Here is a 26,063-nt window from a genome sequence, read left to right as displayed (position 1 = left end):
GCCTGTCCGGTTATGAAGGTGCTCACCGTGAATCTCAGCCGTCCCACGCCCTCTCCCCACAGCGACGGAGCCGACGGGCTCACCGGGATCGGCAAGCGGCCGTCCGACCATCCCGTGCGGGTCGCCGACCCCGGCCCCAAGGGCAGCGGCGGCAGCGGTCTGGCCGGTGACGCGGTGTGCGACCTCAGGCACCACGGCGGATCGGACCAGGCCGTGTACGCGTACGCCCGCGAGGAGCTCGACGCCTGGGAGAAGCAGCTCGGCCGCCCCCTGCCCAACGGCGCGTTCGGCGAGAACCTGACGACCCTCGGGCTCACCGTGAGCCACGCGCGGATCGGGGAGCGCTGGCGGATCGGCGGCGAGGTGCTCCTGGAGGTGACGTCGGGCCGCATCCCGTGCCGTACGTTCGCGGGCCACATGGGCGAGCGGGGCTGGGTGAAGCGGTTCACGCGCGAGGGGGCCACGGGCGCGTATCTCCGGGTGATCGAGCCGGGGACGATCCGTTCCGGTGACCCGGTCGAGGTGGTGCACGTACCCGGCCACGACATCACCACGGCCCTGGAGTTCCGGGCGACGACCACGGAGCGGGAGCTGCTGCCGCGTCTGCTCGAAGCCGGTGACGCGCTGCACACGGAAACCCTGCGCGCGGCACGGGCGTACGTGGCGAAGCGGAGCGCCGCGTCATGATCCCGCCTCCCGGTCACGCGGTGCCGCGCCTGCTCCCGTTTGCCGCTGCGTAGCCTCGTGTTCCGCCCTTTCGCGATGTTCTCCGGACCGACTGGGTGGAAAGTACGGGGACGGCCTGGCGTCATACCCGGGAGCCGACATGGACGTGCTACCGCGGTAGGGGGCGGACGAGGCCCACCCGGACGAGGGACGGCCCCACCCGGACGCAGGGGCAGCCCCGCCCGGACGAAGGGTGGCCCCACCTGGAAGAAGCCGGGTCCACCGCCGGTGCGCGAGGCGGCTAACGTGCCGCCTATGACGACTGCACTGATTACGGGCGCGACGGCGGGGATCGGGGCCGCCTTCGCGCGGCGGCTCGCGAGTGACGGGCACAATCTGGTGCTGGTGGCCCGTGACACGGAGCGACTGCGGGCCCAGGCCACGGAGCTGCACGACGGACACGGCATCGAGGCCGAGGTGCTGACGGCCGATCTGTCCACGGACAGCGGGATCGACGCGGTCGCGGCACGGCTGACGGACCGCGTGAGCCCTGTCGACCTGCTGGTCAACAACGCGGGCTTCGGCAACAAGGGGCGCTACCTGGACGTCCCGGTGGCCGACGAGCTGACGATGCTGAAGGTCCACTGCGAGGCGGTGCTGCGTCTGACGTCGGCCGCCGCCGGCTCGATGCGGGAGCGCGGTCGCGGCGGAGTGGTCAACGTGGCCTCCGTCGCGGCGTTCCTGCCGCGGGGGACGTACGGGGCGTCGAAGGCCTGGGTCGTCCAGTTCACCCAGGGCGCGGCGAAGGACCTCGCGGGCTCGGGGGTGCGGCTGATGGCGCTGTGCCCGGGCTTCGTACGGACCGAGTTCCACGAGCGTGCCGGGATGGGGACGGGCAACATCCCGGACTGGATGTGGCTCGACGCGGACAAGCTGGTGGCCGCGGCCCTGGAGGACCTGGCGCGGGGCAGGTCGGTGTCGATCCCTGACCCGCGTTACAAGGCCCTGATGGGTCTCGTGAAGCTGACGCCCCGCAGTCTCCTCGGCGGGGTCACGTCCCGCGCGGGCCGGAGTTACGGACCCCAGTAACCGGCCGGGGCCGGTCCTGCGACGCACCGAGGCCCGGTGCCCCCGCGACGGGGGTACCGGGCCTCGGCGGCGTACGGGGTCGTACTAGTGGGAGTGGCCGTGACCGTGGCCGTGACCGGCGTCGGCCTCTTCCTCGGCCGGCTTCTCGACGACCAGGGTCTCGGTCGTGAGCAGCAGCGACGCGATGGACGCGGCGTTCTCCAGGGCGGAGCGGGTGACCTTGACCGGGTCGATGACGCCGGCCTTCACCAGGTCGCCGTACTCGCCGGTCGCGGCGTTGAAGCCCTGACCCTTGTCGAGCTCGGAGACCTTCGAGGTGATGACGTAGCCCTCGAGGCCCGCGTTCTCCGCGATCCAGCGGAGCGGCTCGACGGCGGCGCGGCGCACGACCGCGACACCCGTGGCCTCGTCGCCGGTCTTGCCGAGGTTGCCCTCGAGGACCTTGACGGCGTGGACCAGAGCGGAGCCACCACCGGAGACGATGCCCTCCTCGACCGCGGCGCGGGTCGCGGAGATGGCGTCCTCCAGACGGTGCTTCTTCTCCTTGAGCTCCACCTCGGTGGCCGCACCGACGCGGATCACGCACACGCCGCCGGCCAGCTTCGCGAGGCGCTCCTGGAGCTTCTCGCGGTCCCAGTCGGAGTCCGTGGACTCGATCTCGGCCTTGATCTGGTTGACGCGGCCCTTGACGTCGGCGGAGTCGCCGCCGCCGTCGACGATGGTCGTGTCGTCCTTGGAGACGGTGACGCGGCGGGCGGTGCCCAGCACGTCCAGACCGGCCTGGTCGAGCTTGAGGCCGACCTCCTCGGCGATGACGGTCGCACCGGTGAGGGTGGCGATGTCGCCGAGCATGGCCTTGCGGCGGTCACCGAAGCCCGGGGCCTTCACCGCGACGGCGTTGAAGGTGCCACGGATCTTGTTGACGACGAGGGTGGAGAGCGCCTCGCCCTCGACGTCCTCGGCGATGATCAGGAGCGGCTTGGAGGCACCGGCCTGGATGACCTTCTCCAGCAGCGGGAGCAGCTCCTGGATCGAGCCGATCTTGCCCTGGTGGATCAGGATGTACGGGTCGTCGAGGACGGCCTCCATACGCTCCTGGTCGGTCACCATGTACGGGGACAGGTAGCCCTTGTCGAAGGCCATGCCCTCGGTGAACTCGAGGTCCAGACCGAAGGTGTTGGACTCCTCGACGGTGATGACACCGTCCTTGCCGACCTTGTCCATCGCGTCCGCGATGAGCTCGCCGACCTGCGGGTCCTGCGCGGAGAGCGCGGCCACGGCGGCGATGTCGGCCTTGTCGTCGATCGGGCGGGCGGTCGCGAGGAGGTCCTCGGACACGGCCTTCACGGCGGCGTCGATGCCCTTCTTCAGGGCGGCCGGGGACGCGCCCGCGGCGACGTTGCGCAGGCCTTCGCGGACGAGGGCCTGGGCGAGCACGGTGGCGGTGGTGGTGCCGTCACCCGCTACGTCGTTGGTCTTGGTCGCCACCTCCTTCACCAGCTGGGCACCGAGGTTCTCGTACGGGTCGTCGAGCTCGACCTCGCGCGCGATGGTGACACCGTCGTTGGTGATGGTGGGGGCGCCGAACTTCTTGTCGATGACGACGTTGCGGCCCTTCGGGCCGATCGTCACCTTCACCGTGTCGGCAAGCTTGTTGACGCCGCGCTCAAGGGCGCGACGGGCGTCCTCGTCGAACTTCAGAATCTTCGCCATGGGCTGAGCTGTCCTCTCAAACGAACTGCGCCCCTCGCCGCCCGGCTAGTTATCTCGCAGGGGGCCAGGGGCGCAGAACAGAAGCAAACGTGGGTGAATTACTTCTCGACGATCGCGAGAACGTCGCGCGCCGAGAGGACGAGGTACTCCTCGCCGTTGTACTTCACCTCGGTGCCGCCGTACTTGCTGTACAGAACGACATCGCCGGTCTTGACGTCGAGCGGAAGGCGCTCGCCGTTCTCGAAGCGGCCCGGGCCCACGGCCAGGACGACGCCCTCCTGGGGCTTCTCCTTGGCGGTGTCCGGAATGACCAGGCCGGAAGCCGTGGTCTGCTCGGCGTCGAGCGGCTGGACCACAATGCGGTCCTCGAGCGGCTTGATCGCAACCTTGGAGCTGGTGGTCGACACGATCCGGTCTCCCCCTTCGGAGATCTCACGGGGTTTAACAGTCTGTGGGGTGGCGACCAGGTCGATCCGTCGTCGCGGGTGCCGGACCTGCCCTGTCGCGCGGTTGTGCTGGCACTCTCCATCGGGGAGTGCCAGCACTGACACTATGACCGCGATTAGCACTCGGTCAAGCGGAGTGCCAATTCACCACCCTCGCGTGGCGCCGCGGAACCGGCTCACGCCCGGACAACGCGGGAGATCTCCACAGGGTTCCGTCCGGCGGATGACCGCCCGTCAGACGTAGTCCTCCAGCCTGGCCACGGCGTATCCCTTGTCGGTGACCGTCTTCATGACGTTGCGGATCATGTCGGTCATGGAACCGTCCCAGTCCTCACGCCCCCGGAAGTGGGTGAGGATGATGTCGCCGGGGTGCAGGTCCTGGTCCCACTCGCGCCACTCCATGTGGTCGGGGAACGCCTCGGCGGCCCACAGGGGCACGGCCTTGATGCCGCAGGACTTGGCGATGCGCAGGGTGTCGCCGTTGTAGTTGCCGTACGGCGGGCGGAAGAGGGTGGGCCGCTTCCCCAGGAACTTCTCGATCTTGTCCTGCGAGCCACAGATCTCCCGTCGCTGCTCCTCCCGGGAGAGCCCCGGGAGATAGCGGTGGTTGAGCGTGTGGTTGCTGAGGGTGACACCCCGGGCCTGCATGTCCTTGAAGTACTCGTAGTCGTCGCTGACTTCGTAGTCGCTGAGGAAGGCGCTGTACGGGATGTTCAGCTCCGACATCATCCGCAGCAGTTCGGGGTCCTTCTCCGCGCCGTCGTCCATCGTCAGGAAGACGATCCGCTCCTTGGTCGGCACGGTGGTGAAGACCGGCGGCAGATCCTCCCCGCCCTCGACCTCGAAGCCCTCACGGGTGGTGATGTGCGGCTTGCCGGCCGGCGGCGCGGGCGCGACGAGCGGGACCTTCGCCAGGCCCCACTTCCTCGCGACGGCGGTACGAGCTGCGACCGCCCGCTTCAGCCGCTCGGCCTCGGCCTTCGCCTTCGCCTCGGCCGCGGCGGGGCCCGGCTGCGCGGCGGCGGCTCCCGGCTGCCCGGCCACCGGCTTCTGCCGCCCGGCGGCCCCTTCGTCCGCACCGTCGCCACACGCGGAGGCGGCGGCACCGACCAGCAGGGCGACCAGGACCGCACAGACCGGCCTGTGGCGCTTTGGGACTCTTTTGTCGTTTTGTCGTACTAGCTGCATGGCGCCGCATCCTGCCACCGGGCCCCCGGCCGTCTCCGGCGACACCTCCGGGGGACCCGCCGGGTCCCCCGGCTGGCTCACAATGGACTGGTGAACGCCCTTCCCCCTGCCGATCAGGCCGACCTGGCCGACCCGCTCGCCGCCTTCGCCGCCCTCCGCACCCCCGAGGGCGCGGCGCTCCTGGACGAGCTGCGCGACCACGACCCCGCCCGGGAGCTGGCGACCGCGACCCGGCTGCGCCGCACGCACCCCGCCGCCCTCGTGTCGGCGGCGCTCGGCCAGGCGCGGCTGCGTCAGCGAGCCGTGGCGAAGTTCGGGGCGGCGGACGCGTACCGCATGTTCTTCACCCCCGACGGCGTGGAGCAGGCGACCCGGACCTCGGTCGCCGGCTACCGGGCCGGGCGGTTCGCGGAGCTCGGCGTACGGAGCGTCGCCGACCTGTGCTGCGGAATCGGCGGGGACGCGATCGCCCTGGCCAGGGCGGGCATCTCGGTCCTGGCGGTGGACCGCGATCCGCTCACCGCCCAGGTCGCCCGCGCCAACGCCGAGGCGCTCGGCCTCCAGGACCTCGTCGAGGTGCGGTGCGCCGATGTCACGGAGGTCGACACCTCCCCGTACGACGCGGTCTTCGTCGACCCCGCGAGGCGCGGCGGGCGAGGCAGGATCTTCGACCCCGAGGCCTACTCACCGCCGCTCTCCTGGGCGACCGGGGCCGCGCTGAAGGCCCCCCGAGCCGCGCTGAAGATCGCTCCCGGCGTCCCGCACGAGGCGATCGAACCGCAGGCCGAGGCGGAGTGGATCTCGGACGGCGGAGACGTGAAGGAGGCCGTGCTCTGGTTCGGCGAGGGCTTCGCCCCCGGCACCTTCCGGGCGACGCTGCTCCCGTCCCGCACCACCCTCGCCTCCGACGGCCCGCTCCCCGCCCCGCCGGTCGGTCCCGTCGGCCGCTATCTGTACGAGCCTGACGGCGCCGTGATCCGCGCCCATCTGGTGGCCGACATCGTGGAACGGTGCGAGGGCAGGCTGATCGACGAGACGATCGCCTACGTCACGAGCGACCGGCCGTACGAGTCCGACGCCACGGCCGCGTACGAGATCACCGATCAGCTGCCCTTCAACATGAAGAAGCTGAAAGCCCTGCTGAGGGAGCGCCAGGTGGGCGTGCTGACCGTCAAGAAGCGCGGCTCGGCCGTCGAACCGGAGGAGCTGCGCCGGAAGATGAAGCTCCAGGGGCCGCACGCGGCCACCGTCTTCCTGACCCGGGTCGCCGGGGCGCCGACGATGCTGATCGGGCAGCCCGTGCAGCGGACCTGATCAGCGGTCCGCCGCGACCAGCGGTTCGGCCGGGGCCCCGGCCGGCATCCGCAGCACCCAGCGGCGGTGGGCGAAAGCCTTCACCAGGCCGGTCAGCCCCGTCAGCCAGGCGAGGAACCCGAGCCCCATCAGCCAGGCCACGAGGCCGTACGTCTCCTCGCCCGCCCGGGCGGTCGCCGGGACGGCCACACAACCGAAGAGCCCCGCCGCGCAGAGCGTGAACGACATCAGCAGCCACGCGAGGCTCGCCCGCGGCCGGCGCAGGAGCTTGTCCCCCTCAGGGTCTCGGTCCAGCGCGCCCCACTGCACGAGCAGGCGGTGGACCCGCAGGTCCCTGGCCACGCCCACGGCCATGAGTACGGCCGCGGGGACCAGCACCGCGGCACCGACGGCGAGACAGATGACTCCCGGAATCACACCGAGAGCGTCGTAGGCGTCCTCGAACATGAGGAACGCCGAACCCACCAGGGACCAGCCGAGCGCGGCGGTCCCCGCCCACATCCAGAGAATTCCGAGCCGCCCCGGTCCGATGAACATCTTCACCAGCTCACCGAGGATCAGCGCCCGGTCCCTCAGCAGGGCGTCGCGGTCGGGCCACGTACGTATCTCCACGGGCGGAGGAGGCGGCGGAAGCGGTGAACGACTGGGCATGGCCCAGAGATTACCGAGTGCCGCGCCCGCCCCGGAACGACGGACAGGCCTGCGTCAGGTCAGCGGGTACGACGTGCGGCCGGACGCCTCGTCGATCTCGTCGTGCGCCTTGGTGAGCAGCTTCATCGCCAGCTCGTTGAGCGCACGGGCGCCGGCGATCTCCTCGCCGACCCTCGGCTGCTCCGCGTCGGAGGGGTGGCGGCTGGCGTACCCGTGGGCCCGCACCTCGGTCCCGTCGCTCAGCCGCACCATCGCGGCCGCGCGGGTCCGATGGGTGTCCTCCTCGAATTCCAGCTCGATGTGCCAGCCGACCGTGGTCTCCATCATGTCGGTCACCTCCCGGGATTCCTGCTTCCAGGGTGCGCCCGATCCCCCACCCGCGCACGGCGTGCGGCACAGCGCGGCTCAGGCGTCGCGCAAGGCCTGGACGTCCAGCTTCCGCATCCCCATCATCGCCTTCATCACGCGGTCGGCCTTGGCCCGGTCGGGACCCGCGAGCAGCTCGGGCAGCGCGCGCGGGACGATCTGCCAGGACAGGCCGTACCTGTCCTTCAGCCACCCGCACATGCTCTCCTCACCGCCGTCGGTGAGCTTCGCCCACAGGGTGTCGACCTCCTCCTGGTCCGCGCAGTCCACACTGAGCGAGATGGCCTCGCTGAAGTGGAAGTGCGGGCCGCCGTTGAGACCGAGGTACTCCTGGCCGGCGAGCACGAAGTCCACCGTCAGGACCGAACCGGTCTCCCCCGGCGCGGCGTCGGAATTACGGCTGATGTCGACGATGCGGGAGTCCCCGCCGAAGACCGAGACGTAGAACTCCGCGGCCTCCTGGGCCTGGTCGTCGAACCACAGACAGGGCCTGATCTTCTGCATGGTCTCTCTCCTCGCACAAGGAACGTCGTCGTTCGCTGTGCAAGGTAGACCGCGCCCGCGCCCGGAACTCATCGGAACACGCGCGGCCCGTACGCCCGTCAGCCGACCGCCGGACCCAGGGATTCGAACCGCCACCGGTGCACCGGGCGGCTGATCAGACCGGCCTCCGGCTCGGGCAGCTCGGGCAGCTCGTCGTCGTATTCCGCGTCCCACCAGGTCAGCACGAGCACCCGGTCCTGCGGCGCCCGCAGGAGCTCGCCGCGCAGCGGCTCCCGGGCCAGCTCGGCCGCCCGGGCCCGGGCCCACTCCAGCAGCTCCGCGCCGCGGCCCTCGGCGGCGCGGGCCTCCCACATCAGGGCGACGGTCATGAGTAGAGGTTGTCCTTGCTGACCTCGTGCACGTGGTCGTGGCTGTGGCTGTGCCCGTGGACACCCGGCACATGGGTCTCCGTGACCGGCAACGAGGAGTCCGCCGAGAGGTCCAGGTCCGACACCGGCCGGTTGCGCGCGACCATCTCCGCGCCCAGCGCGGCGACCATGGCGCCGTTGTCCGTGCAGAGCCCCGGCCTGGGGACCCGCAGCCGGATGCCCGCCCTCTCGCACCGCTCCTCGGCGAGCGCCCGCAGCCGCGAGTTGGCCGCCACGCCGCCGCCGATCATCAGGTGGTCGACGCCCTCGTCCTTGCACGCCCGGACGGCCTTGCGGGTGAGGACGTCCACCACGGCCTCCTGGAAGGACGCCGCCACGTCGCGCACGGGCACGTCCTCGCCGGCCGCGCGCTTCGCCTCGATCCAGCGCGCCACGGACGTCTTGAGCCCGGAGAAGGAGAAGTCGTACGCCGGATCGCGCGAGCCGCTCAGTCCCCGGGGGAACGCGATCACCTTCGGATCGCCCTCCCTGGCCAGCCGGTCGATGACCGGGCCGCCGGGGAAGCCGAGGTCCAGCACCCGGGCGATCTTGTCGAACGCCTCGCCCGCCGCGTCGTCGATGGTCGCGCCCAGCGGCCGTACGTCGCTCGTGATGTCCGGGGCCAGCAGCAGCGAGGAGTGCCCGCCGCTCACCAGCAGCGCCATCGTCGGCTCGGGCAGCGGGCCGTGCTCCAGCTGGTCGACGCAGATGTGCGAGGCCAGGTGGTTCACCCCGTACAGCGGCTTGTTCAGGGCGTACGCGTACGCCTTGGCGGCCGACACACCGACGAGCAGCGCCCCGGCGAGCCCGGGGCCGGCCGTGACGGCGATGCCGTCGAGGTCACGGGCGCTGATCCCGGCTTCCTTCAGGGCGCGCTCGATGGTGGGCACCATCGATTCCAGGTGGGCGCGGGAGGCGATCTCGGGGACGACACCGCCGAAGCGGGCGTGCGTCTCGACGCTGGACGCCACGGCGTCGGCGAGGAGCGTCGTGCCGCGCACGATGCCGACGCCGGTCTCGTCGCAGGAGGTCTCGATACCGAGTACGAGCGGTTCGTCAGCCATCAGTCTGTCTCTGTTCCTTGTACGGTCAGCCGCATGACGAGTGCGTCGATGTTCCCCGGCTGGTAGTAGCCACGGCGGAAGCCGATGGGTTCGAAGCCGAAGCGTTCGTAGAGTTTCTGCGCGCGGGTGTTGTCGACACGGACCTCCAGGAGCACGGCGGTGCACTCGAAGGCCGTGGCGTGCCGGAGCAGGTCGGTGAGGAGTTCGGATCCGAGGCCGCCGCCCCACTGGCCGCGGCTGACCGCGATCGTCTGGACGTCGGCGAGGTCACCGGCCGAGGCGAGGCCCGCGTAGCCGACGATCCGGCCGTCGACGGGGTCCTCGGCGACGACGTAGCGGTGCGTGGCCCGGGGCCCGCGCGCTCGGGCCAGCTCGGACCAGAACATGCCGGCGGACCAGGCGTCGTCGGGGAACAACTCGTGTTCCAGCTCCAGCACCGGATCGATGTCCCACCAGCGCATCTCGCGGAGCACAGCGGTCGCGGTGGTCACTTGGGGGTGACCACCTTGTAGTTCTTCGGGACCTGGGCGTCGGGCCTGCGCAGATAGAGCGGCTGCGGCGGCAGCAGCGCGGCGCCGGAGGCCAGCCGCTCGGCGGCCAGGGCGGCGAGCGCGGCGGCGGAGACGTGTTCCGGGCCGCGGGCGTCGGGGAAGGCCTCGGGGTAGAGCAGCGCACCCGCGCCGACGACGGGCAGTCCGGCGAGCCGGTCCGCGATGTCGGCGGGCCGGTCGACGGCGGGCTCACCGTCCCGGGTGCGGAAGTCCTCGTACCGCGCCCAGTAGACCTCCTTGCGGCGCGCGTCGGTCGCCACGGCGAACGGGCCTTCGAGGCCGTCCCGTCCGGCGGCGTACGCGAGGGCGTCCAGCGTGCAGAGTCCGTGCACCGGCACGGAGAGGGCGGAGCCGAAGGTGGCGGCGGTGACGAGGCCGACGCGCAGCCCGGTGTAGGGGCCGGGTCCGACGCCGACGGCAACGTCGGTCACGGCGTCGAGCTTCACCCCGGCCTCGGCGAGGACCCGGTCGACGGCGGGCAGCAGCAGCTCCCCGTGCCTCCGGGCATCGACCTGACCTGTCTCGGCCACGACGGAGGACCCGTCGTGGAGTGCGACGGTGACGGCGGGGGTGGCGGTATCCATGGCGAGCAGCAGCACACAAACAGCCTACGGCTCCGCCGACCCGGTCACGGCAGCCCGTACAACGTCCCGGTCTGCCCTGCCGCTGCTGGTACCGTCGCCGGGTATACGCGTGTACGACGTAAATGCTTGTACGACATGCGACGGACGGCATGTGAAAGGGGACCTCACGGTGGCAAGGGGCAGCTCGGGAATCGTGGCCGGGCTCACTGCCGCGGCGTTGGCCGCGGTCTGTTTCCTCGCCTACCAGGCGTCGGCCAACGCGCCCGACTCGGTCGCCGCGCCCTCGGACAAGGCCTCCGGGCCGACGGCCGCCCCCTCCGCGAAGCCCAAGCCGACGAAGGAGCCGCTCGCGGTCCCCGCCGACTCCGACACCGGGACCCGCGTCGTGTACGCGCTGAAGGACCGCCGGGTGTGGATCGTGGACGACAAGGAGAAGGCTCTCCGGACGTTCACCGTCATGCCGAGCTCCGTGAACCCGTTGCCCGGCGTCTACGCGGTGACCTCGCGCTCCGGCAGCATCAAGGGATCGGACGGCGTCCCGATCGAGCACGTGGTGCGTTTCGCGAACGTCGGCGACGTCTCCGTGGGCTTCAGCGCCGCGCAGGACAACTCGATGGAAAGCCCCGACCCCACGATGAAGACCGGCGGCGTCCGCATGAAGCGCGCCGACGGTAACGCTCTGTGGACCTTCGCCACGGTCGGCGTGAAGGTCGTCGTCGTCCCCTGAGGGCCCTGAGGGCCTGGGCCTTGAGGGCCCTGAGGGCCTTGAGCGGCGTCCTTAAGCGGCGTCGCGCCCCAGGTCCTCGGCATCGCCCTCATCGGCGTCCTCGCCGCGGGGCGGCGTCGACACCGCCGTCGCGGCGGCGCAGGAGGCCAGCAGGTCCTTCATCGACACGGCGGAGACCGACGGTGACTCCGCCTGCTGCGGCTGCGGCTGCACTTCACGCTCGGGTCCCGGCATGGATGCCTCCTCGGGCTTCGGTGAGAGGCGTGGTTAGGTAGACCTAACCAGTCCCTGTATCCCATGTGACCACGACGGGCCGCCCCGGCGCAACATTTTACCGACGTCCTGTCGGAAAGCGCCGGGAAACAGGGTCACGGAAGCCGCTCCGCCCCTCAGAGCTCCCGGAGCGCCGCCAGCTCCGCGTCCAGTCCCGACCAGCGCGCGCCGATGCCCGTCAGGGTCACCGCGCGGCGCTCGTCGTCCGTGTCGCCGACCGCGCGGTCGATCACCACCCGCAGCCGGTCCTCCGAGAGTTCCTCGACCTTGCCGTCGCCCCACTCCACGACGATCACCGACTCCGGCAGCGACACGTCGAGGTCCAGGTCCTCCATCTCGTCGAGCCCGCCGCCCAGGCGGTACGCGTCGACGTGGACCAGGGCGGGGCCCTCTCCCAGCGGCGGATGGACCCGGGCGATCACGAAGGTCGGCGAGGTGACGGCACCGCGTACCCCGAGGCCCTCACCGAGGCCGCGGGTGAGGGTGGTCTTGCCCGCGCCGAGCTCGCCGCTGAGCATCACCAGGTCGCCGGGGGCCAGCACACCGGCGATCCGGCGGCCCAGCTCCTTCATCTCTTCGGGGGACTCGACGGCGACGTCCAGGGTGACGGTGCCCGGTTCGACGGTGTCGGCCGCGGGGCCGTTGTGCGCTGCTTCCATGCCGACCAACGGTAGAGGATCAGCACCCCTCGGCCGGAACGGCTCCGATCCGCACCAGCAGGTCCGCGAGCCGGTCGGTCACCGTCTCGGGGTGCTCCAGCATCACCAGATGACCGGCGTCCGGCACGATGACCAGCTCCGCGTCCGGAAGCTCGTCCGCGATGGCCTCGCTGTGGGAGCTCGGCGTCACGAGGTCCTTGTCACCGGCCAGGATCAGCACCGGAAGCCCGCGGAAGGCGGGCAGGGCCTCACTCTTGTCGTGCTCCGTGAAGGCCGGGTAGAACTCGGCGACCACATCGATCGGGGTGGACTCGATGAGCCGTTCCGCGAACCGCGCGACCGCCGGGTCCACGTCGCGCGACCCGAACGAATACCGCTTGATCAGCCCCGCGAACAGGTCGGCGGTCGCCCGCCGACCGCGCTCCACCAGCTCCGCCTGCGAGCCGAGCGCCTTCAGGACCCCGGGCAGCACCCGGCGCACCGCGTTCACGCCCGCCACCGGCAGCCCGAAGTTCACCTCGCCGAGCTTGCCGCTCGACGTCCCCACGAACGCGACCGCGGCCACCCGGTCGCGGATCAGCTCCGGATACCGGTCGGCGAGCGCCATCATCGTCATGCCGCCCATGGAGTGCCCGACCAGCACCAGCGGGCCCTCGGGAGCCGCGGCGTCGAGGACCGCCTTGAGGTCGCGGCCGAGCTGGTCGATGCCGACCGGTACGCCCTCGGCCTGCGCCCTGCCCCGCTCGGACCGGCCGTGGCTGCGCTGGTCCCAGTAGACCGCGCGGACCAGGCCGCGGAGCGCCGCCCGCTGGAAGTGCCAGGAGTCCTGGCCGAGGCAGTAGCCGTGGCTGAAGACGACGGTCAGGGGCGCGGGGTCCTTGCTGCCGAAGAGCCTGCGCCGGCGCTTGCCGGAGCCCGCGGGGGTGCTCGCCCCGGCGCCCACGCCCGCACGGCCCGTCCCGCCGTCCGGCTCGATCTCGTCGACCTCGTAGTACAGCTCGGTGCCGTCGTCCGCGACCGCCCGGCCGGGCTGCCCGCGCAGTGAGCCGTACGGACCGGAGGCGTCCAGTGCGAGGCGGGCCTTCTTGCGCATGCCCCGGCCGACGGTGAGCCGCTCGACGGCGACTCCCGCGGCCGCTCCCGCTGCGATGACGCCTATCGCCGCCCCGGCGACGCCCGCCCGGCGCCAGCCGGCCGCCGCGACGGCCGCCGTCGCCACCACGTCCTCGGCGCTGGTCTCGCTCACCGTGCCGTGCTCCTTCGTCGTCGATGTGGTCGGGTCCGCCGGGCCGGGGTGTCAGTCCCGGCCCGAGTCCTCGTGGAGATGGACGCGGGGGACGCGTGAGCCGATGCGTGTGACGATCTCGTACGCGATCGTGTCCGCCGCCTGCGCCCAGTCCTCGGCGCTCGGCTCGCCCCGGTCGCCCGGCCCGAACAGCACCGCTTCCGCGCCCGCGTCGAGGACGTCGCCCCCGAGGTCGACCACGAACTGGTCCATCGCCACCCGGCCCGCGATCCTGCGTACGGCGCCTCCGACGAGGACGGGGCCCCGGCCGGAGGCATGGCGGGGGATGCCGTCCGCGTAGCCGACCGGTACCAGGGCGAGCGTCGTCTCGGCGGAGGTCGTGTAGTGGTGCCCGTAGCTGATGCCGTGGCCCGGGGGGACCTGCTTGACCAGCGCGACGGAGGCGGCGAGCGTCATGACGGGCCGCAGCCCGAAGTCGGCCGAGGTGCCCAGCTCGGGGCTGGGCGAGATGCCGTACATCGCGATACCGGTGCGCACGAGATCGAAGTGGGACTCGGGCACCGTCAGCGTCGCCGGGGAGTTGGCGATGTGCCGCACCTCGGGCCGGACGCCCTCCTTCTCGGCGTACGCCACCATGTCGCGGAAGACGTCCAGCTGGGCGGCGATCGACGGGTGGCCGGGCTCGTCGGCGCAGGCGAAGTGCGACCAGAGGCCGGTGACGCGCAGGATGCCCGCGTCCTCGGCGGCGCGTGCGGCCGAGACGAGCGCCGGCCAGTCGGCGGGCTGGCAGCCGTTGCGTCCCAGGCCCGTGTCGGCCTTGAGCTGGACGCGGGCCGGGATCCCGGCCTCCGTGGCCGCGGCGACAACCTCGTCGAGCGCCCACATACCGCTCACCGAGACATCGATGTCGGCCTCGACCGCCTCGCGCCAGGGGCCGCCGGGCGTCCACAGCCAGCACATCACCCGGCCGCCGATCCCGGCCGCGCGCAGCGCGAGCGCCTCCTGCGGGGTGGCGGTGCCCAGCCAGGCCGCACCGGCCTCCAGAGCCGCCCTGGCGCAGGGCAGCGCCCCGTGCCCGTACGCGTCGGACTTCACCACGGCCATGAGCTGCGCCCCGGACGCCCGCGCGCGCAGTTCCCGCACATTGGCGCGCAACGCGGCGAGGTCGATCTCGGCACGGGCTCTCAGGGTCGCTGTCTCGTTCATCGCGCCCAGTCTCTCAGAGCCGTACGCCTGTGCCCTCGACCCTCTGTGCCCGGTGAGGCGGTCAGCGGTGGTCCAGGGCGTGCTCCAGATGCTCGACGAGCACCGGGACATGGCTGACCGGGACGTCCTTCACCGCCGTGACGAGGGTGAAGGCGCCGCCCCGGCGCAGCAGTGCGAGCAGCTGCTCGACGGCCTCGGTGTGCGCGGGGTCGCCGAGCTCGGTCCGGTAGCGGTCCACGAACTCGTCGTACCGGGTGTCGCGGTCCTCGTGGTACCAGGTGCGGAGTTCCTTCGAGGGCGTCACGTCCTTGGCCCACAGGTCCACCGCCGCGTGCTCCTTGGAGATCCCCCGCGGCCAGAGCCGGTCGACGAGCACGCGGGTGCCGTCGTCCTCCTCCGGAGGGTCGTAGACCCTGCGTACGCGGATGCCGCTGCCGCTGCCCACGACCGACCACCTTCCGTTCCCGTGCCTCCAGCCTGGATCAGGCCCGCACGTCCCGCCAGGCAGCCGGTACGGCGTCCGCGACGTCCTGTGCCGTCACCGGCGCCCCGTCGGAGGTCCGGCGGGCCGCGAGCCCGTGCAGATAGGCGCCCACCGACGCGGCGTCGCGCGGGGCGAGGCCCGCGGCCAGCAGCGAACCGGTCAGCCCGGAGAGCACATCGCCGCTGCCGGCTGTGGCCAGCCAGGACGTCCCGGTCGGATTGACCCGCACGGGCGTGTCCCCGGCCTCCGCGACGAGGGTCGTCGAGCCCTTCAGCAGCACCGTGGCGCGGTAGCGCGCGGCAAGCTCCCGTACGGCGGCGAGCCGGCCCGCCTCGACCTCCTCGCGCTCCACGCCCAGCAGTGCGGCGGCCTCACCGGCGTGCGGGGTGAGGACGGTGGCGGCGGTCCGCTCCCGTACGGCCCCGGCGTCCATCAGCCGCAGCCCGTCCGCGTCGACCAGCACGGGGACGTCCGCGGCCAGCACGTCGGACACCGCGGTCGCGGCCTGCGCACCGTCGCCGAGCCCGGGCCCGACCACCCACGCCTGGACGCGCCCGGCCTTCGACGGCGGCCCGGGGTGCACCAGGGTCTCCGGGAAGCGGGCGACCACCGCGTCGGCCCCGGGGCCCGCGTACCGCACGGCTCCGGCGCCGCCCCGCAGCGCCCCGGCGACGGCGAGCACGGCCGCGCCCGGGTACCGCTCCGAGCCCGCGGCCACCCCGACGACCCCGCGCCGGTACTTGTCGCTCTCGGCGTCGGGCACGGGCAGCAGGGCGGCCACGTCGGCGTACTGGAGGGCTTCCAGGTCGGGGCGCGCGGGCAGCTCCGCCGCCAGTCCGATGTCGACGAGCCGGAGGGCGCCCGCGTGTTCGGCGGCGGGGTCGATGAGCAGCCCCGGCTTGTACGTACCGAAGGTGACCGTCGCGTCCGCCCGTACGGCCGCGCCGAGCACCTGGCCGGTGTCCGCCTCGACCCCGCTCGGCAGGTCAACCGCCAGCACGGGCGCGTGGCCCCCGGTGACCGAGCGGACCAGCTCGGCGGCCTCGGGGCGCAGGCCGCCGCGGCCGCCGATCCCGGTGATCCCGTCGACGACGAGGTCGACGGGGCTCAGCCCCTCGGGGGTGTCCAGGACCTGCCCACCGGCGGCCAGCAGGGCGGCGAGTGCGGCCCGGTGGACCTTGTCCGGCGAGGTCAGCACGGCCCGCACGCCGGCTCCGCGCCGGGCCAGCCGGGCCCCCGCGTACAGCGTGTCGCCGCCGTTGTCGCCGCTGCCGACGAGGAGCAGCACCCGGGAGCCGTAGACCCGCCCGTTGCGCCGGAGCAGGTCACCGCAGGCCACCGCGAGCCCGGCGGCGGCGCGCTGCATCAGCGCGCCCTCCGGGAGCCGTGCCATGAGCGCCTTCTCGGCGGTCCTTACGGTCTCGACGCTGTAGGCATGTCGCATACCTCAACCCTCCGCGATCACCACGGCGGACGCCACCCCCGCGTCGTGGCTGAGCGAGACGTGCCAGCTGCGCACGCCGAGCTCGGCCGCCCGGGCCGCGACGGTGCCGCGGACCTCCAGGCGTGGCTTCCCGCTGTCCTCGACGCACACCTCGGCGTCGGTCCAGAGCAGGCCGCCCGGTGCGCCGAGCGCCTTGGCCAGGGCCTCCTTGGCGGCGAACCTGGCCGCCAGCGAGGCGATCCCCCGCCGCTCCCCGCCGGGCAGCAGGAGCTCCCGCTCCAGGAAGAGCCGCTCGGCCAGCTGCGGCGTGCGCCCCAGCGCGGCGCCGAAGCGCTCGATCTCCGCCACATCGATCCCGACCCCAATGATCACGCGCTCACTCACTCACTCGACTGTCACGGACTTCGCCAGATTGCGCGGCTGGTCCACCTCGTTGCCCCGGGCGGTCGCCAGCTCGCAGGCGAAGACCTGCAACGGCACCGTGGCGACCAGCGGCTGAAGCAGCGTAGGCGTAGCCGGGATCCTGATGAGGTGATCGGCGTACGGGACGACCTCCTCGTCGCCCTCCTCCGCGATGACGACGGTAAGGGCGCCACGGGCCCGGATCTCCTGGATGTTCGACACGATCTTGTCGTGCAGCACCGAACGGCCGCGCGGGGACGGCACGATCACGACGACCGGCAGCCCCTCCTCGATCAGGGCGATCGGCCCGTGCTTGAGCTCCCCCGCGGCGAAGCCCTCGGCATGCATGTACGCGAGCTCCTTGAGCTTCAGCGCGCCTTCCATGGCCACCGGGTAGCCCACGTGCCGGCCCACGAAGAGCACGGTGTCGTGGGTGGCCAGGGAGCGGGCCAGTTCACGCACCGGCTCCATGGTCCCCAGCACGCGTTCGACGGCGCCGGACATCTCGGAGAGCTGGCGCACGACCGTGCGGATCTCGTCGCCCCTCTTGGTGCCGCGCACCTGTCCGAGGTAGAGCGCCACGAGGTAGCAGGCGACGAGCTGGGTCAGGAACGCCTTGGTGGAGGCGACGGCGACCTCCGGCCCGGCGTGCGTGTAGAGGACCGCGTCCGACTCCCTGGGGATGGTCGACCCGTTCGTGTTGCAGATGGCGAGGACCCTCGCCCCCTGCTCACGGGCGTGCCGGACCGCCATCAGCGTGTCCATCGTCTCGCCGGACTGCGAGATGGCGACGACGAGGGTGCGCTGGTCCAGGATCGGGTCGCGGTAGCGGAACTCGCTGGCGAGCTCCGTCTCGCAGGGCAGCCTGGTCCAGTGCTCGATGGCGTACTTGGCGATCATCCCGGCGTGGAAGGCGGTCCCGCAGGCGACGACGACGACCTTGTCGACCTCGCGGAGCACACCCGGCGAGATGCGCACCTCGTCGAGGTGGAGCGCGCCCGAGCCGTCGATCCGGCCGAGCAGCGTGTCGGCCACGGCCTTGGGCTGGTCGGCGATCTCCTTGAGCATGAATGAGGCGTAGCCGCCCTTCTCGGCGGCCGAGGCGTCCCAGTCCACGTGGTACTCGCGTACGTCGGCGGGCAGGCCGTCGAAACCGGTGACCGTCACCCCGTCCCGGCCCAGCTCGACCACCTGGTCCTGGCCGAGCTCGATCGCGTCCCGGGTGTGCGCGATGAAGGCGGCCACGTCGGAGGCCAGGAACATCTCCCCTTCCCCCACTCCGACGACCAGCGGCGAGTTCCGCCGGGCCCCGACGACCACGCCGGGCTCGTCCGCGTGCACGGCGACCAGCGTGAACGCCCCCTCCAGCTGCCGGCACACCTGCCGCAGGGCCTCCGCCAGGTCACCGCCGGACGAGTACGCCTCGGCGAGCAGATGGGCGACCACCTCGGTGTCGGTCTCGGAGGTCAGGTCGTGGCCCCGCCCGGCCAACTCCTCGCGCAGGGCGGCGAAGTTCTCGATGATCCCGTTGTGCACGACGGCGACCCGGCCCGCGTTGTCGAGGTGCGGGTGGGCGTTGGCATCGGTCGGCCCGCCGTGCGTGGCCCAACGGGTGTGCCCGAGGCCGGTGTTCCCGGCCGGCAGCGGCCGGTCCTTGAGCTCCTTCTCCAGATTGAGGAGCTTCCCGGCCTTCTTCGCGGAGGCCAGCCCCCCGTCCGCGAGGACGGCGACCCCGGCGGAGTCGTACCCCCGGTACTCCAGCCGCTTCAGCCCCGCGACAACGACATCCTGCGCCGACTGCGCCCCGACATAACCCACGATTCCGCACATAACGACACCATAAGGCTGGTGCCCCTGGCGGGGGTGGCGCCGAAGGGCCTGACGCTGCGCCAAAAGTGTGCCCTCGGGCCGTGAACCTTTCCGGCCCGTGCGGGCAACAGGGGGTGCCAGACTTACCGACCGGACCGCTGGAGGCGCTGTGCCCGGAAGACGAACACCGCCACCGGGCGGGCCGGACGACGCCGAGCTGATCACCCGGTCCCTCGACGACCCGGAGCTCTTCGCCGGGCTGTACGACCGCCACGCGGCGGACATCCACCGGTACACCGCCCGCCGCCTCGGGGAGGGCGCGGCGGACGACATCACCGCCGAGGTGTTCCTCGTCGCGTTCCGAACCCGCGCCCGCTACGACTCCGCCCACCGCCTCGCCCGCCCCTGGCTGTACGGCATCGCCGCCAACCTCATCGGCAAGCACCGGCGCAGCGAGGTCCGCGCCCTCAAGGCCCTGGCGCGTACCGGTGAGGACCCCGTCGCCGCGTCCTGGAGCGAGCGCTCCGACGACCGGATCGCCGTCCAGGCGCCACTGGCCGGCGCGCTCGCCGCGCTCTCCCCCGGGGACCGGCACGTGCTGCTGCTGGTCGCCTGGGCGGACCTGGGCTACCAGGAGGTGGCCGAGGCGCTCGGGATACCGCTCGGCACCGTCCGCTCCCGTCTCAACCGCGCCCGCCGCAAGGTCCGCGAGGCGCTGTGCATCGACCCCGCGTTCACTTCGGCCCCCCAGGAGCTGAATCCGTCATGGACGAAATGACCCAGCTGCGCGAGCTGCGTGCCGGCGCCCCGGCACCGGACCGCTCCGCACTCGCCCCCGGGCGGCAGCGGCTGACCGACGCCATCGCGGGCAAGCGGCAGGGCCGCAGGCTGCGGGCCGACTGGCGGATCGCCTCACTCGGCGCGGCCGTGGCCGTCACCGTTGCGGCCCTGCTCGGCACCCAGCTGCTCGACGCCTCCGACCCACGCTCCACGGGCCCCGCCACCGTCGCGGGCGACCTCGACCTGTCCGGCCCCGCCCAGACCCTGGGCCGGGCAGCCGACTTCCTGGAAGACCTGACGCCTCCCCCGGAGCCGCGCGACGACCAGTGGATCTACACCAGGCAGGTGATAGGACAGCCGGAGCCGGCGACCGGGGACGCTCAGAGGGGCAAGGTGCAGTACGACCCCGACTCCTGGACCCCGTACGGCAACGCCGCCGCGGAGAAGGACGGGTCGGACGACGACCGCTCGGCCCGCCAGATCTACCGTGCCGCGAACGCCCTGCCCGCTGATCCCGCGGCCCTGCTGGCCGAGGTCCGTGACCTCTACCCCTCAGGAGCCGACACCCCCGAGAGCGAGGGCGCGCAGACCTTCCGCGGTCTGGGCGTGCTCATGGAGTCCTACCCGCTCGCCCCGGCCGCCCTCGCCCGCATCTACCGGGCGATGGCCACGGTCCCCGGCGTGGAGATCACCGACCACCTCGTCGAGGACGCGGCCGGCCGCGAGGCCATCGCCGTCACCCGGGAGGAGGAGGGCACCCACCAACGCCGCGAGCTGCTCCTCTCCCCGTACGACTACAGCTACGCGGGCCTGCGCTTCGTGGTCGCGGAGGACCACGAGATGAAGCTGCCCGAAGGCACCGAGGGCATCGACCCGAAGCTCACCGCCGGTGACATCACGCTCACCGAGGCCCGCACCGCCGCAGCCGTCGTCGACGCCGAGGGCGACAAGCCCTGAGCGACGCGGCCCTGATGCACCCGGCCGGTGCCGGTGTCCGCCACAGGGGTGCGGACACCGGCCCCGGCCGGGACGCCCTGCTCGGCCGACGTCTCGTCGTACTCGCCCCCGCTCCGGGCGCTGAACAAGAATCGGCACGTCACGGACAGCAGGAGCCGACCGCGTCTGCGTGCGCTTCCCGTCCCGGAGAACCGCAGCCACGTGACCGACCCCACCCCCCACTCCGTTAAAACTCCCGCAACAATGAGTACGTGATCACCTCACCCGCACGGAGCCCCCGCCGCACCGAGCACGCGCCGACGCCCTACGTCGACCTGACCCGGGCCGAGTGGAGCGCCCTGCGTGACAAGACTCCGCTTCCGCTGACCGCGGAGGAGGTCGAGAAGTTGAGAGGGCTCGGCGACGTCATCGACCTCGACGAGGTCCGGGACGTCTATCTGCCGCTCTCCCGGCTGCTCAACCTCTACGTCCAGGCCACCTCGGGCCTGCGCGGTGCGCTGAACACCTTCCTGGGTGACGCGGGCAACGGGCACGGCGAGCAGCGCGGTACCCCGTTCGTCATAGGCGTCGCCGGGAGCGTCGCCGTCGGCAAGTCCACCACCGCCCGCATCCTGCAGGCGCTGCTGGCGCGCTGGCCGGAGCACCCCCGCGTGGAGCTGGTCACGACCGACGGCTTCCTGCTGCCGATGAAGGAGCTCGAGTCACGGGGCCTGATGTCGCGCAAGGGGTTCCCCGAGTCGTACGACCGGCGGGCGCTGACCCGGTTCGTCGCCGACATCAAGGCCGGCAAGGACGAGGTGACCGCTCCCGTCTACTCGCATCTGATCTACGACATCGTGCCGGGTGAGCGGCTGACCGTGCGCCGCCCCGACATCCTGATCGTCGAGGGGCTGAACGTCCTCCAGCCCGCACTGCCCGGCAAGGACGGGCGGACCAGGGTCGGGCTCGCGGACTACTTCGACTTCAGCGTGTACGTCGACGCGAAGGCCGAGGACATCGAGACCTGGTACCTCCACCGCTTCCGCCGGCTGCGTGAGACCGCGTTCCAGAACCCGTTCTCGTACTTCCGCAAGTACACCCAGGTCTCCGAGGAGGAGGCGCTGGACTACGCGCGCACGATGTGGCGGACCATCAACAAGCCCAATCTGCTGGAGAACGTGGCGCCGACGCGCGGCCGTGCCACCCTTGTGCTCCGCAAGGGACCGGACCACAAGGTCCAGCGTCTGTCACTGCGCAAGCTCTGACTCCGGAAAGGGTGCACCGTGCTGCATCTGCGCCTCATCGTGCCCGCGGACCGCACCGACGAGGTGGTCGGGCTGATCGAGCGGACCGTGGGCACCGCCCATGTCGTGGTGCTCGCAGGGGCCGCGCGGAGCCCGGTGGGCGATGTGGTCCTGTGCGACGTGGCCCGGGAGGCCGGTGACGAACTCATCGGCCAACTTCGGAAGATGGGCATCGACGACTGCGGTTCCATCACCGTCGAGAACATGGACCTCACCCTCTCCAGGCGCGCCGACGAGGCCGAACGGGCGGCGCCGGGTGAGAGCGCGGACGCGGTCCTCTGGGAAGAGCTGAGCGAGGTCACCCACGAGGAGTCGACCTTCAGCGTCACCTACGTTGCCTTCCTCGCCCTCGCGACGATGCTCGCCGCGTGCGGGGTGATGCTGGACAACGCGGTCCTGATCGTGGGCGCGATGGCCGTGGGCCCGGAGTTCGGCCCGCTGGCCGGGATCTCGACAGCGCTGGTTCAGCGCGCGCCCCGGCTGGTGGCGCGGTCGCTGTGGGCGCTGATCGGCGGCTTCGCGGTGGCGATGGTGCTCACGGCCGGCTTCGCCTGGCTGCTGGACGCCCTCGGGCTGTTCACCGAGGACATGGTCAAGGCGGAGAGGCCCAACACCGGCTTCATCTGGCACCCGGACTGGATGTCGTTCGTGGTCGCGCTCCTGGCGGGCATCGCGGGGACGCTCTCGCTGACCTCGGCGAAGTCGGGGGCCCTGATCGGCGTGGCGATCTCGGTGACCACGGTGCCGGCCGCCGCCAACGCGGCGGTGGCCTTCAGCTATCAGGACCTCCAGCAGACGTGGGGATCGTCGGCACAGCTGCTGGCCAACCTGGGCGGAATCGTCCTGGCGGGGACGCTGACGCTGCTGGTCCAGAGGGCGCTGTGGAACGTGACGCGCCGGACGGCTCCGGCCGGCCGGCGGACGGCGCACCTTCCCAGGTGACCGCGGCCCCGTGCGGGAGCCTGCCCAAGGGACCGTGTCCCGTCCGGGGGTGACGGCCCGGCAATGACGCGCATGGTGAATCTGCCGTACACCGCACATGCGGGAGCGGCCCCGACGATGCCACGATCCCGGACATGACCGACGCCCGGGAAGTGATCTGCCGCCCCGCCAGGAGGCGTGCCCTGTGGTGCTTCGTCGCGCTCGGGGCGGCCGGGGCCGCTCCGGCCGCGGTGCGCGCGGCGTACCGGGGCGGGCGCCTGGACCTGTGGGTGGCGGTGGGCCTGCTGCTCGCACTGCTGGGCCTCGTGTGCCTGTACGCGGCCACCGCCCGGGTGAGCGCGGACGCCTGCGGCCTGCGCTCCCGGACGCTGCTACGCCGCCGGAACATGCCGTGGCCCGACGTCGCCGACCTCCGCACATACATCCAGTACGGGCGCAACCAGGAGATCTACCGCGTCAGCGTGCTGCTGCACGACGGACGCACGCGTCGGCTGCCCCTGCCGATGAGCGGATCCTCCGAGGACCGCCCGGCATTCGACGCGAAGCTGGACACGCTCCGCGCGCTGCACCGCCGTCACGGGGCCCCGGAGTCGGGCCACGCCCCCGTCATCTCGTACCGCACCGCCGGGCGTGGCTCGGCCGTACCGGTGGCCCTGTGCGTGCTGCTGCTCGCGGGCGCGGGCCTGGCCGCGTGGTTCGTTCCGGCCGCGGCGTCGGAGGAACGGGCGTGGAGGTCGGCCGTCCCCTGCACAGCCGGCACGCCTGCCGCGGAGCGCGGCGAGTGCCTGAGCACCCGGAGAGCGGTGATCGCGCGCACGGAAGCCGGCGGAGGGAAGCAGAGCAGCTGGCTCTACTTCGCCGACGGCCGGCCGATGGAGCGCCTCGGGGTCTCCCGGGAGGGCGTCCGGGGATTCCACCCCGGGGACAGCGTGGAACTGACCGTCTGGCGGAATCAGGTGAGGGAGGTCGCCGGAGAACACCATGTGTGGCGCGACCCCTTCACCGGTGCGGGAGAGGTGGCCGTCATCGCGGCCGGGTGCGCCCTCGCGGCGGGCTACCCCGGCGCCCGGGTGCTGCTGCGCCGCCGGGGGCGCCGGCTGCCGGACGACGAGATCCTTCCCTCGGCGCTGCCGTTCGCGGGCGCGCTCGTCGGTACGGCCGCGTGGCTGCTGCCGCTCTGCTACCTCCACCCGACGGACCCGCTCGGATCCCCCGTGACGCTCGCGTGGGCGGTCTCGGGTGCGTCGGCCACACCGGTCCTGTTCGCCTGGGCCTGGCACGCCACCCGCGTCCGTACACCCGGGGACGTCGCGGAGACAGGGGACGTCGCGGAGACCGAAGACGGGTCCCCGGAGAAGGAGGACCGCTTCCTCGCCGCCCGCTTCCTCGAACACACCGACTACAACCCGAACGGCTTCGGCACCCACATCGTTCTGGGGGACGGCCCGCCGGCGGTGACACCCCATCCCGGCCCGGGCCGCTTCGCGGCCAGACGGATACCGGCGGACCGGCTCACCGTCACGGACGTACGGCGTGCCAGGGGCAGCGACGGCGACACCGTCCACAGGAGCTGGCACATCGCCGAACTCGACGACGCCGGCGAGCCGGTCCGCCTCGCGGCCGCTCCGGCCGACCTGATCCGGATCATCCGGGAGCTGAAGCGCGGGCAGCGCCCGCCGGAACGCAGGACGGACCCGGCCGTGAGGCCGGGCCCGTCCGGGAGCTGAGGTGCCGTCAGCCGAGCGCGGACTTCACCACGTCGGCCAGCTGCCCGGCCACGGCGCGGGCCTGTTCGAGGTCGGCTGCCTCGACCATGACCCGTACGAGCGGCTCGGTGCCCGACTTGCGCAGGAGTACGCGACCGGTGTCACCCAGCGCGTGCTCGGCCTGGGACACCGCGGCGGCTACCTCGGGCGAGGTGTCCACGCGGGACTTGTCGACGTCCGGCACGTTGATGAGGATCTGCGGGAGGCGCTGCATCACACCCGCCAGGTCGGCGAGCGTACGGCCGGTGGCGGCGACCCGGGCCGCGAGCATCAGCCCGGTCAGCGTGCCGTCACCCGTCGTCGCGTGGTCCAGGACGATGACGTGCCCGGACTGCTCGCCGCCCAGCGCGAAGCCCTCGGCCTTCATCGACTCCAGGACGTAGCGGTCACCGACGGCGGTCTGGACGAGCTGGATGCCCTCCCGCTCCATCGCCATCTTGAAGCCGAGGTTGGACATGACCGTCCCGACGACGGTGTCCTTGCGCAGCTGGCCGGCGTCGCGCATGGCGAGGGCGAGCACCGCCAGGATCTGGTCGCCGTCGACCTCCGCGCCGGTCGCGTCCACGGCCAGGCAGCGGTCCGCGTCGCCGTCGTGCGCGATGCCGAGGTCCGCGCCGTGCTCGACGACGGCGGCCCGCAGCAGCTCCAGGTGCGTGGAGCCGCAGCCGTCGTTGATGTTCAGGCCGTCCGGTTCTGCGCCGATGGTGACGACCTCGGCCCCGGCCCGGGCGAACGCCTCGGGCGAGACGCGGGCGGCGGCGCCGTGCGCCTCGTCGAGGACGACCTTCAGTCCGTCGAGCCGGTTCGGCAGGACGCCGATGAGGTGGGCGACGTAACGGTCGAAGCCCTCGGTGTAGTCGGTGACGCGGCCCACGCCGGCACCGGTCGGACGGCTCCACGGCTCACCGGTGCGGTGCTGGTCGTAGACCGTCTCGATGCGGTCCTCCAGCTCGTCGGCGAGCTTGTGCCCGCCGCGCGCGAAGAACTTGATGCCGTTGTCCGGCATCGCGTTGTGGCTGGCCGAGAGCATGACGCCGATGTCCGCGCCCAGCGCGCCGGTGAGGTACGCCACGGCGGGGGTGGGCAGCACCCCGACACGCAGCACGTCCACGCCGGCGCTGGCCAGGCCCGCCACGACGGCGGCCTCCAGGAACTCTCCCGACGCACGGGGGTCGCGGCCCACCAGCGCGGTGGCCCGATGCCCCTCGAAGGTGCCCGCTTCGGCCAGTACGTGCGCCGCCGCGACCGAGAGCCCGAGCGCGAGCTCGGCTGTCAGGTCCGCGTTGGCAACGCCGCGCACGCCGTCCGTGCCGAAGAGTCGTCCCACTGGTGTCCTCCGAGAGTGCTCCGAAACCGCAAAACCAAAGTAATCAAAACAGGGCGAAGCGAGGCAAGGCACAACAAAGAAGGGTGCGCCTGAGGCCACCGACCCTATGAACGTGCAAACGTCTTATGCCGTTATACGCCCGCACGGGTTGATAAACGAACGCCCCAGCAGCACGGTGTGTGCCGCCGGGGCGAACGTGTAAAGCAGACGAGCAG

28 protein-coding genes are annotated in these 26,063 nt (G+C 72.2%); 9 read left to right on the top strand and 19 right to left on the bottom strand.

Annotated elements, in window-relative coordinates:
- Window positions 1-12 precede the first annotated feature (12 nt).
- Window positions 13-687, top strand: a complete 675-nt coding sequence (locus OG379_RS23630) for an MOSC domain-containing protein (RefSeq protein WP_405665026.1) — start codon at window positions 13-15, stop codon at window positions 685-687.
- Window positions 688-981: 294 nt separating this feature from the next.
- The gene (locus OG379_RS23625; protein ID WP_405665025.1) at window positions 982-1,755 is read left to right on the top strand and encodes an SDR family NAD(P)-dependent oxidoreductase; all 774 of its coding nucleotides are present in this window, start codon (window positions 982-984) and stop codon (window positions 1,753-1,755) included.
- 84 nt (window positions 1,756-1,839) lie between these two features.
- Here OG379_RS23625 and groL read toward each other — a convergent pair whose 3' ends face one another.
- From groL to OG379_RS23610, 3 genes are all read right to left on the bottom strand, one after another.
- Window positions 1,840-3,468: a chaperonin GroEL gene (gene groL / locus OG379_RS23620; RefSeq protein WP_104788346.1), complete on the bottom strand. Its 1,629-nt coding sequence runs from the start codon at window positions 3,466-3,468 to the stop codon at window positions 1,840-1,842.
- A gap of 98 nt (window positions 3,469-3,566) precedes the next feature.
- Window positions 3,567-3,875 (bottom strand): co-chaperone GroES, encoded by a 309-nt coding sequence (groES, locus tag OG379_RS23615; RefSeq protein ID WP_003966899.1) that lies wholly within the window; start codon window positions 3,873-3,875, stop codon window positions 3,567-3,569.
- A 273-nt stretch (window positions 3,876-4,148) separates the two neighbouring features.
- Entirely contained in the window at window positions 4,149-5,102 is a 954-nt protein-coding gene (locus tag OG379_RS23610; RefSeq protein ID WP_405665024.1) for a polysaccharide deacetylase family protein, read from the bottom strand.
- 90 nt (window positions 5,103-5,192) lie between these two features.
- Here OG379_RS23610 and OG379_RS23605 point away from each other — a divergent pair, with 90 nt between their 5' ends.
- Entirely contained in the window at window positions 5,193-6,416 is a 1,224-nt protein-coding gene (locus OG379_RS23605) for a THUMP-like domain-containing protein (RefSeq protein ID WP_405665023.1), read from the top strand.
- Here OG379_RS23605 and OG379_RS23600 read toward each other — a convergent pair whose 3' ends face one another.
- The 7 genes from OG379_RS23600 to tsaB form a co-directional block, all read right to left on the bottom strand.
- Window positions 6,417-7,067 (bottom strand): hypothetical protein, encoded by a 651-nt coding sequence (locus OG379_RS23600; protein ID WP_405665022.1) that lies wholly within the window; start codon window positions 7,065-7,067, stop codon window positions 6,417-6,419.
- Between the two features lie 54 nt (window positions 7,068-7,121).
- Entirely contained in the window at window positions 7,122-7,394 is a 273-nt protein-coding gene (locus OG379_RS23595) for a DUF1876 domain-containing protein (protein ID WP_104791830.1), read from the bottom strand.
- 78 nt (window positions 7,395-7,472) lie between these two features.
- Complete coding sequence (locus OG379_RS23590) at window positions 7,473-7,937, bottom strand: VOC family protein (RefSeq protein ID WP_393762417.1); 465 nt, start codon at window positions 7,935-7,937, stop codon at window positions 7,473-7,475.
- Window positions 7,938-8,035: 98 nt separating this feature from the next.
- On the bottom strand, window positions 8,036-8,305 hold the full coding sequence (locus tag OG379_RS23585) for a hypothetical protein (protein ID WP_405665021.1): 270 nt from the start codon (window positions 8,303-8,305) through the stop codon (window positions 8,036-8,038).
- Window positions 8,302-9,408, bottom strand: a complete 1,107-nt coding sequence (tsaD, locus tag OG379_RS23580; RefSeq protein WP_405665020.1) for a tRNA (adenosine(37)-N6)-threonylcarbamoyltransferase complex transferase subunit TsaD — start codon at window positions 9,406-9,408, stop codon at window positions 8,302-8,304. The genes OG379_RS23585 and tsaD overlap by 4 nt, the downstream gene beginning before the upstream one ends.
- The gene (gene rimI / locus OG379_RS23575) at window positions 9,408-9,899 is read right to left on the bottom strand and encodes a ribosomal protein S18-alanine N-acetyltransferase (protein WP_405665019.1); all 492 of its coding nucleotides are present in this window, start codon (window positions 9,897-9,899) and stop codon (window positions 9,408-9,410) included. Before rimI ends, tsaD begins: the two co-directional genes overlap by 1 nt.
- Window positions 9,896-10,543, bottom strand: coding sequence for a tRNA (adenosine(37)-N6)-threonylcarbamoyltransferase complex dimerization subunit type 1 TsaB (tsaB, locus tag OG379_RS23570; protein WP_393762499.1), 648 nt, complete (start codon window positions 10,541-10,543; stop codon window positions 9,896-9,898). The genes rimI and tsaB overlap by 4 nt, the downstream gene beginning before the upstream one ends.
- A 169-nt stretch (window positions 10,544-10,712) precedes the next feature.
- Between tsaB and OG379_RS23565 the strand changes: the two genes are divergently transcribed.
- Window positions 10,713-11,270: a hypothetical protein gene (locus OG379_RS23565; RefSeq protein ID WP_405665018.1), complete on the top strand. Its 558-nt coding sequence runs from the start codon at window positions 10,713-10,715 to the stop codon at window positions 11,268-11,270.
- Between the two features lie 51 nt (window positions 11,271-11,321).
- Here OG379_RS23565 and OG379_RS23560 read toward each other — a convergent pair whose 3' ends face one another.
- The 8 genes from OG379_RS23560 to glmS form a co-directional block, all read right to left on the bottom strand.
- Entirely contained in the window at window positions 11,322-11,504 is a 183-nt protein-coding gene (locus OG379_RS23560) for a hypothetical protein (protein ID WP_405665017.1), read from the bottom strand.
- A gap of 155 nt (window positions 11,505-11,659) precedes the next feature.
- The gene (gene tsaE / locus OG379_RS23555; protein WP_405665016.1) at window positions 11,660-12,202 is read right to left on the bottom strand and encodes a tRNA (adenosine(37)-N6)-threonylcarbamoyltransferase complex ATPase subunit type 1 TsaE; all 543 of its coding nucleotides are present in this window, start codon (window positions 12,200-12,202) and stop codon (window positions 11,660-11,662) included.
- Between the two features lie 19 nt (window positions 12,203-12,221).
- A complete protein-coding gene (locus OG379_RS23550; RefSeq protein ID WP_393762431.1) occupies window positions 12,222-13,448 on the bottom strand; it encodes an alpha/beta fold hydrolase in 1,227 nt (408 codons plus the stop codon).
- 51 nt (window positions 13,449-13,499) lie between these two features.
- The gene (alr, locus tag OG379_RS23545; RefSeq protein WP_405665014.1) at window positions 13,500-14,654 is read right to left on the bottom strand and encodes an alanine racemase; all 1,155 of its coding nucleotides are present in this window, start codon (window positions 14,652-14,654) and stop codon (window positions 13,500-13,502) included.
- Window positions 14,655-14,715: 61 nt separating this feature from the next.
- On the bottom strand, window positions 14,716-15,099 hold the full coding sequence (locus OG379_RS23540) for a DUF488 domain-containing protein (protein ID WP_393762435.1): 384 nt from the start codon (window positions 15,097-15,099) through the stop codon (window positions 14,716-14,718).
- Between the two features lie 37 nt (window positions 15,100-15,136).
- On the bottom strand, window positions 15,137-16,582 hold the full coding sequence (locus tag OG379_RS23535) for an NAD(P)H-hydrate dehydratase (RefSeq protein WP_405665013.1): 1,446 nt from the start codon (window positions 16,580-16,582) through the stop codon (window positions 15,137-15,139).
- 3 nt (window positions 16,583-16,585) lie between these two features.
- Entirely contained in the window at window positions 16,586-16,954 is a 369-nt protein-coding gene (locus OG379_RS23530) for a holo-ACP synthase (protein ID WP_362934985.1), read from the bottom strand.
- Between the two features lie 12 nt (window positions 16,955-16,966).
- On the bottom strand, window positions 16,967-18,814 hold the full coding sequence (glmS, locus tag OG379_RS23525) for a glutamine--fructose-6-phosphate transaminase (isomerizing) (RefSeq protein WP_405665011.1): 1,848 nt from the start codon (window positions 18,812-18,814) through the stop codon (window positions 16,967-16,969).
- Window positions 18,815-18,962: 148 nt separating this feature from the next.
- On the opposite strand from glmS, the gene OG379_RS23520 reads away from it, so the two are divergent.
- The 5 genes from OG379_RS23520 (at window position 18,963) to OG379_RS23500 (ending at window position 24,482) form a co-directional block, all read left to right on the top strand.
- Entirely contained in the window at window positions 18,963-19,571 is a 609-nt protein-coding gene (locus OG379_RS23520) for an RNA polymerase sigma factor (RefSeq protein ID WP_405665010.1), read from the top strand.
- Window positions 19,559-20,530, top strand: coding sequence for a CU044_5270 family protein (locus OG379_RS23515; RefSeq protein WP_405665009.1), 972 nt, complete (start codon window positions 19,559-19,561; stop codon window positions 20,528-20,530). The genes OG379_RS23520 and OG379_RS23515 overlap by 13 nt, the downstream gene beginning before the upstream one ends.
- A 251-nt stretch (window positions 20,531-20,781) precedes the next feature.
- Window positions 20,782-21,774, top strand: coding sequence for a type I pantothenate kinase (coaA, locus tag OG379_RS23510; protein ID WP_393762445.1), 993 nt, complete (start codon window positions 20,782-20,784; stop codon window positions 21,772-21,774).
- Between the two features lie 18 nt (window positions 21,775-21,792).
- Window positions 21,793-22,755, top strand: a complete 963-nt coding sequence (locus OG379_RS23505; protein ID WP_405665008.1) for a DUF389 domain-containing protein — start codon at window positions 21,793-21,795, stop codon at window positions 22,753-22,755.
- A 134-nt stretch (window positions 22,756-22,889) separates the two neighbouring features.
- Entirely contained in the window at window positions 22,890-24,482 is a 1,593-nt protein-coding gene (locus tag OG379_RS23500; RefSeq protein WP_405665007.1) for a PH domain-containing protein, read from the top strand.
- 7 nt (window positions 24,483-24,489) lie between these two features.
- On the opposite strand, the gene glmM is transcribed toward OG379_RS23500, so the two are convergent.
- Complete coding sequence (glmM, locus tag OG379_RS23495) at window positions 24,490-25,848, bottom strand: phosphoglucosamine mutase (RefSeq protein WP_393762452.1); 1,359 nt, start codon at window positions 25,846-25,848, stop codon at window positions 24,490-24,492.
- Window positions 25,849-26,063 lie beyond the last annotated feature (215 nt).

The sequence above is a fragment of the Streptomyces sp. NBC_01166 genome, from assembly GCF_045039765.1.
Classification (GTDB): Bacteria; Actinomycetota; Actinomycetes; order Streptomycetales; family Streptomycetaceae; genus Streptomyces.
This window is presented reverse-complemented; position numbering and strand designations above follow the sequence as displayed.

Bases quoted from the DNA above. Each gene is read 5' to 3' on its own strand.
- OG379_RS23590 (WP_393762417.1), bottom strand. From the start codon at position 7,937: ATGCAGAAGATCAGGCCCTGTCTGTGGTTCGACGACCAGGCCCAGGAG.
- tsaE (WP_405665016.1), bottom strand. From the start codon at position 12,202: ATGGAAGCAGCGCACAACGGCCCCGCGGCCGACACCGTCGAACCGGGC.
- OG379_RS23595 (WP_104791830.1), bottom strand. From the start codon at position 7,394: ATGATGGAGACCACGGTCGGCTGGCACATCGAGCTGGAATTCGAGGAG.
- OG379_RS23610 (WP_405665024.1), bottom strand. From the start codon at position 5,102: ATGCAGCTAGTACGACAAAACGACAAAAGAGTCCCAAAGCGCCACAGG.
- OG379_RS23515 (WP_405665009.1), top strand. From the start codon at position 19,559: ATGGACGAAATGACCCAGCTGCGCGAGCTGCGTGCCGGCGCCCCGGCA.
- OG379_RS23600 (WP_405665022.1), bottom strand. From the start codon at position 7,067: ATGCCCAGTCGTTCACCGCTTCCGCCGCCTCCTCCGCCCGTGGAGATA.
- groL (WP_104788346.1), bottom strand. From the start codon at position 3,468: ATGGCGAAGATTCTGAAGTTCGACGAGGACGCCCGTCGCGCCCTTGAG.
- OG379_RS23585 (WP_405665021.1), bottom strand. From the start codon at position 8,305: ATGACCGTCGCCCTGATGTGGGAGGCCCGCGCCGCCGAGGGCCGCGGC.
- OG379_RS23560 (WP_405665017.1), bottom strand. From the start codon at position 11,504: ATGCCGGGACCCGAGCGTGAAGTGCAGCCGCAGCCGCAGCAGGCGGAG.
- tsaD (WP_405665020.1), bottom strand. From the start codon at position 9,408: ATGGCTGACGAACCGCTCGTACTCGGTATCGAGACCTCCTGCGACGAG.
- glmS (WP_405665011.1), bottom strand. From the start codon at position 18,814: ATGTGCGGAATCGTGGGTTATGTCGGGGCGCAGTCGGCGCAGGATGTC.
- OG379_RS23625 (WP_405665025.1), top strand. From the start codon at position 982: ATGACGACTGCACTGATTACGGGCGCGACGGCGGGGATCGGGGCCGCC.
- OG379_RS23630 (WP_405665026.1), top strand. From the start codon at position 13: ATGAAGGTGCTCACCGTGAATCTCAGCCGTCCCACGCCCTCTCCCCAC.
- alr (WP_405665014.1), bottom strand. From the start codon at position 14,654: ATGAACGAGACAGCGACCCTGAGAGCCCGTGCCGAGATCGACCTCGCC.
- OG379_RS23500 (WP_405665007.1), top strand. From the start codon at position 22,890: ATGACCGACGCCCGGGAAGTGATCTGCCGCCCCGCCAGGAGGCGTGCC.
- tsaB (WP_393762499.1), bottom strand. From the start codon at position 10,543: ATGGATACCGCCACCCCCGCCGTCACCGTCGCACTCCACGACGGGTCC.
- OG379_RS23535 (WP_405665013.1), bottom strand. From the start codon at position 16,582: ATGCGACATGCCTACAGCGTCGAGACCGTAAGGACCGCCGAGAAGGCG.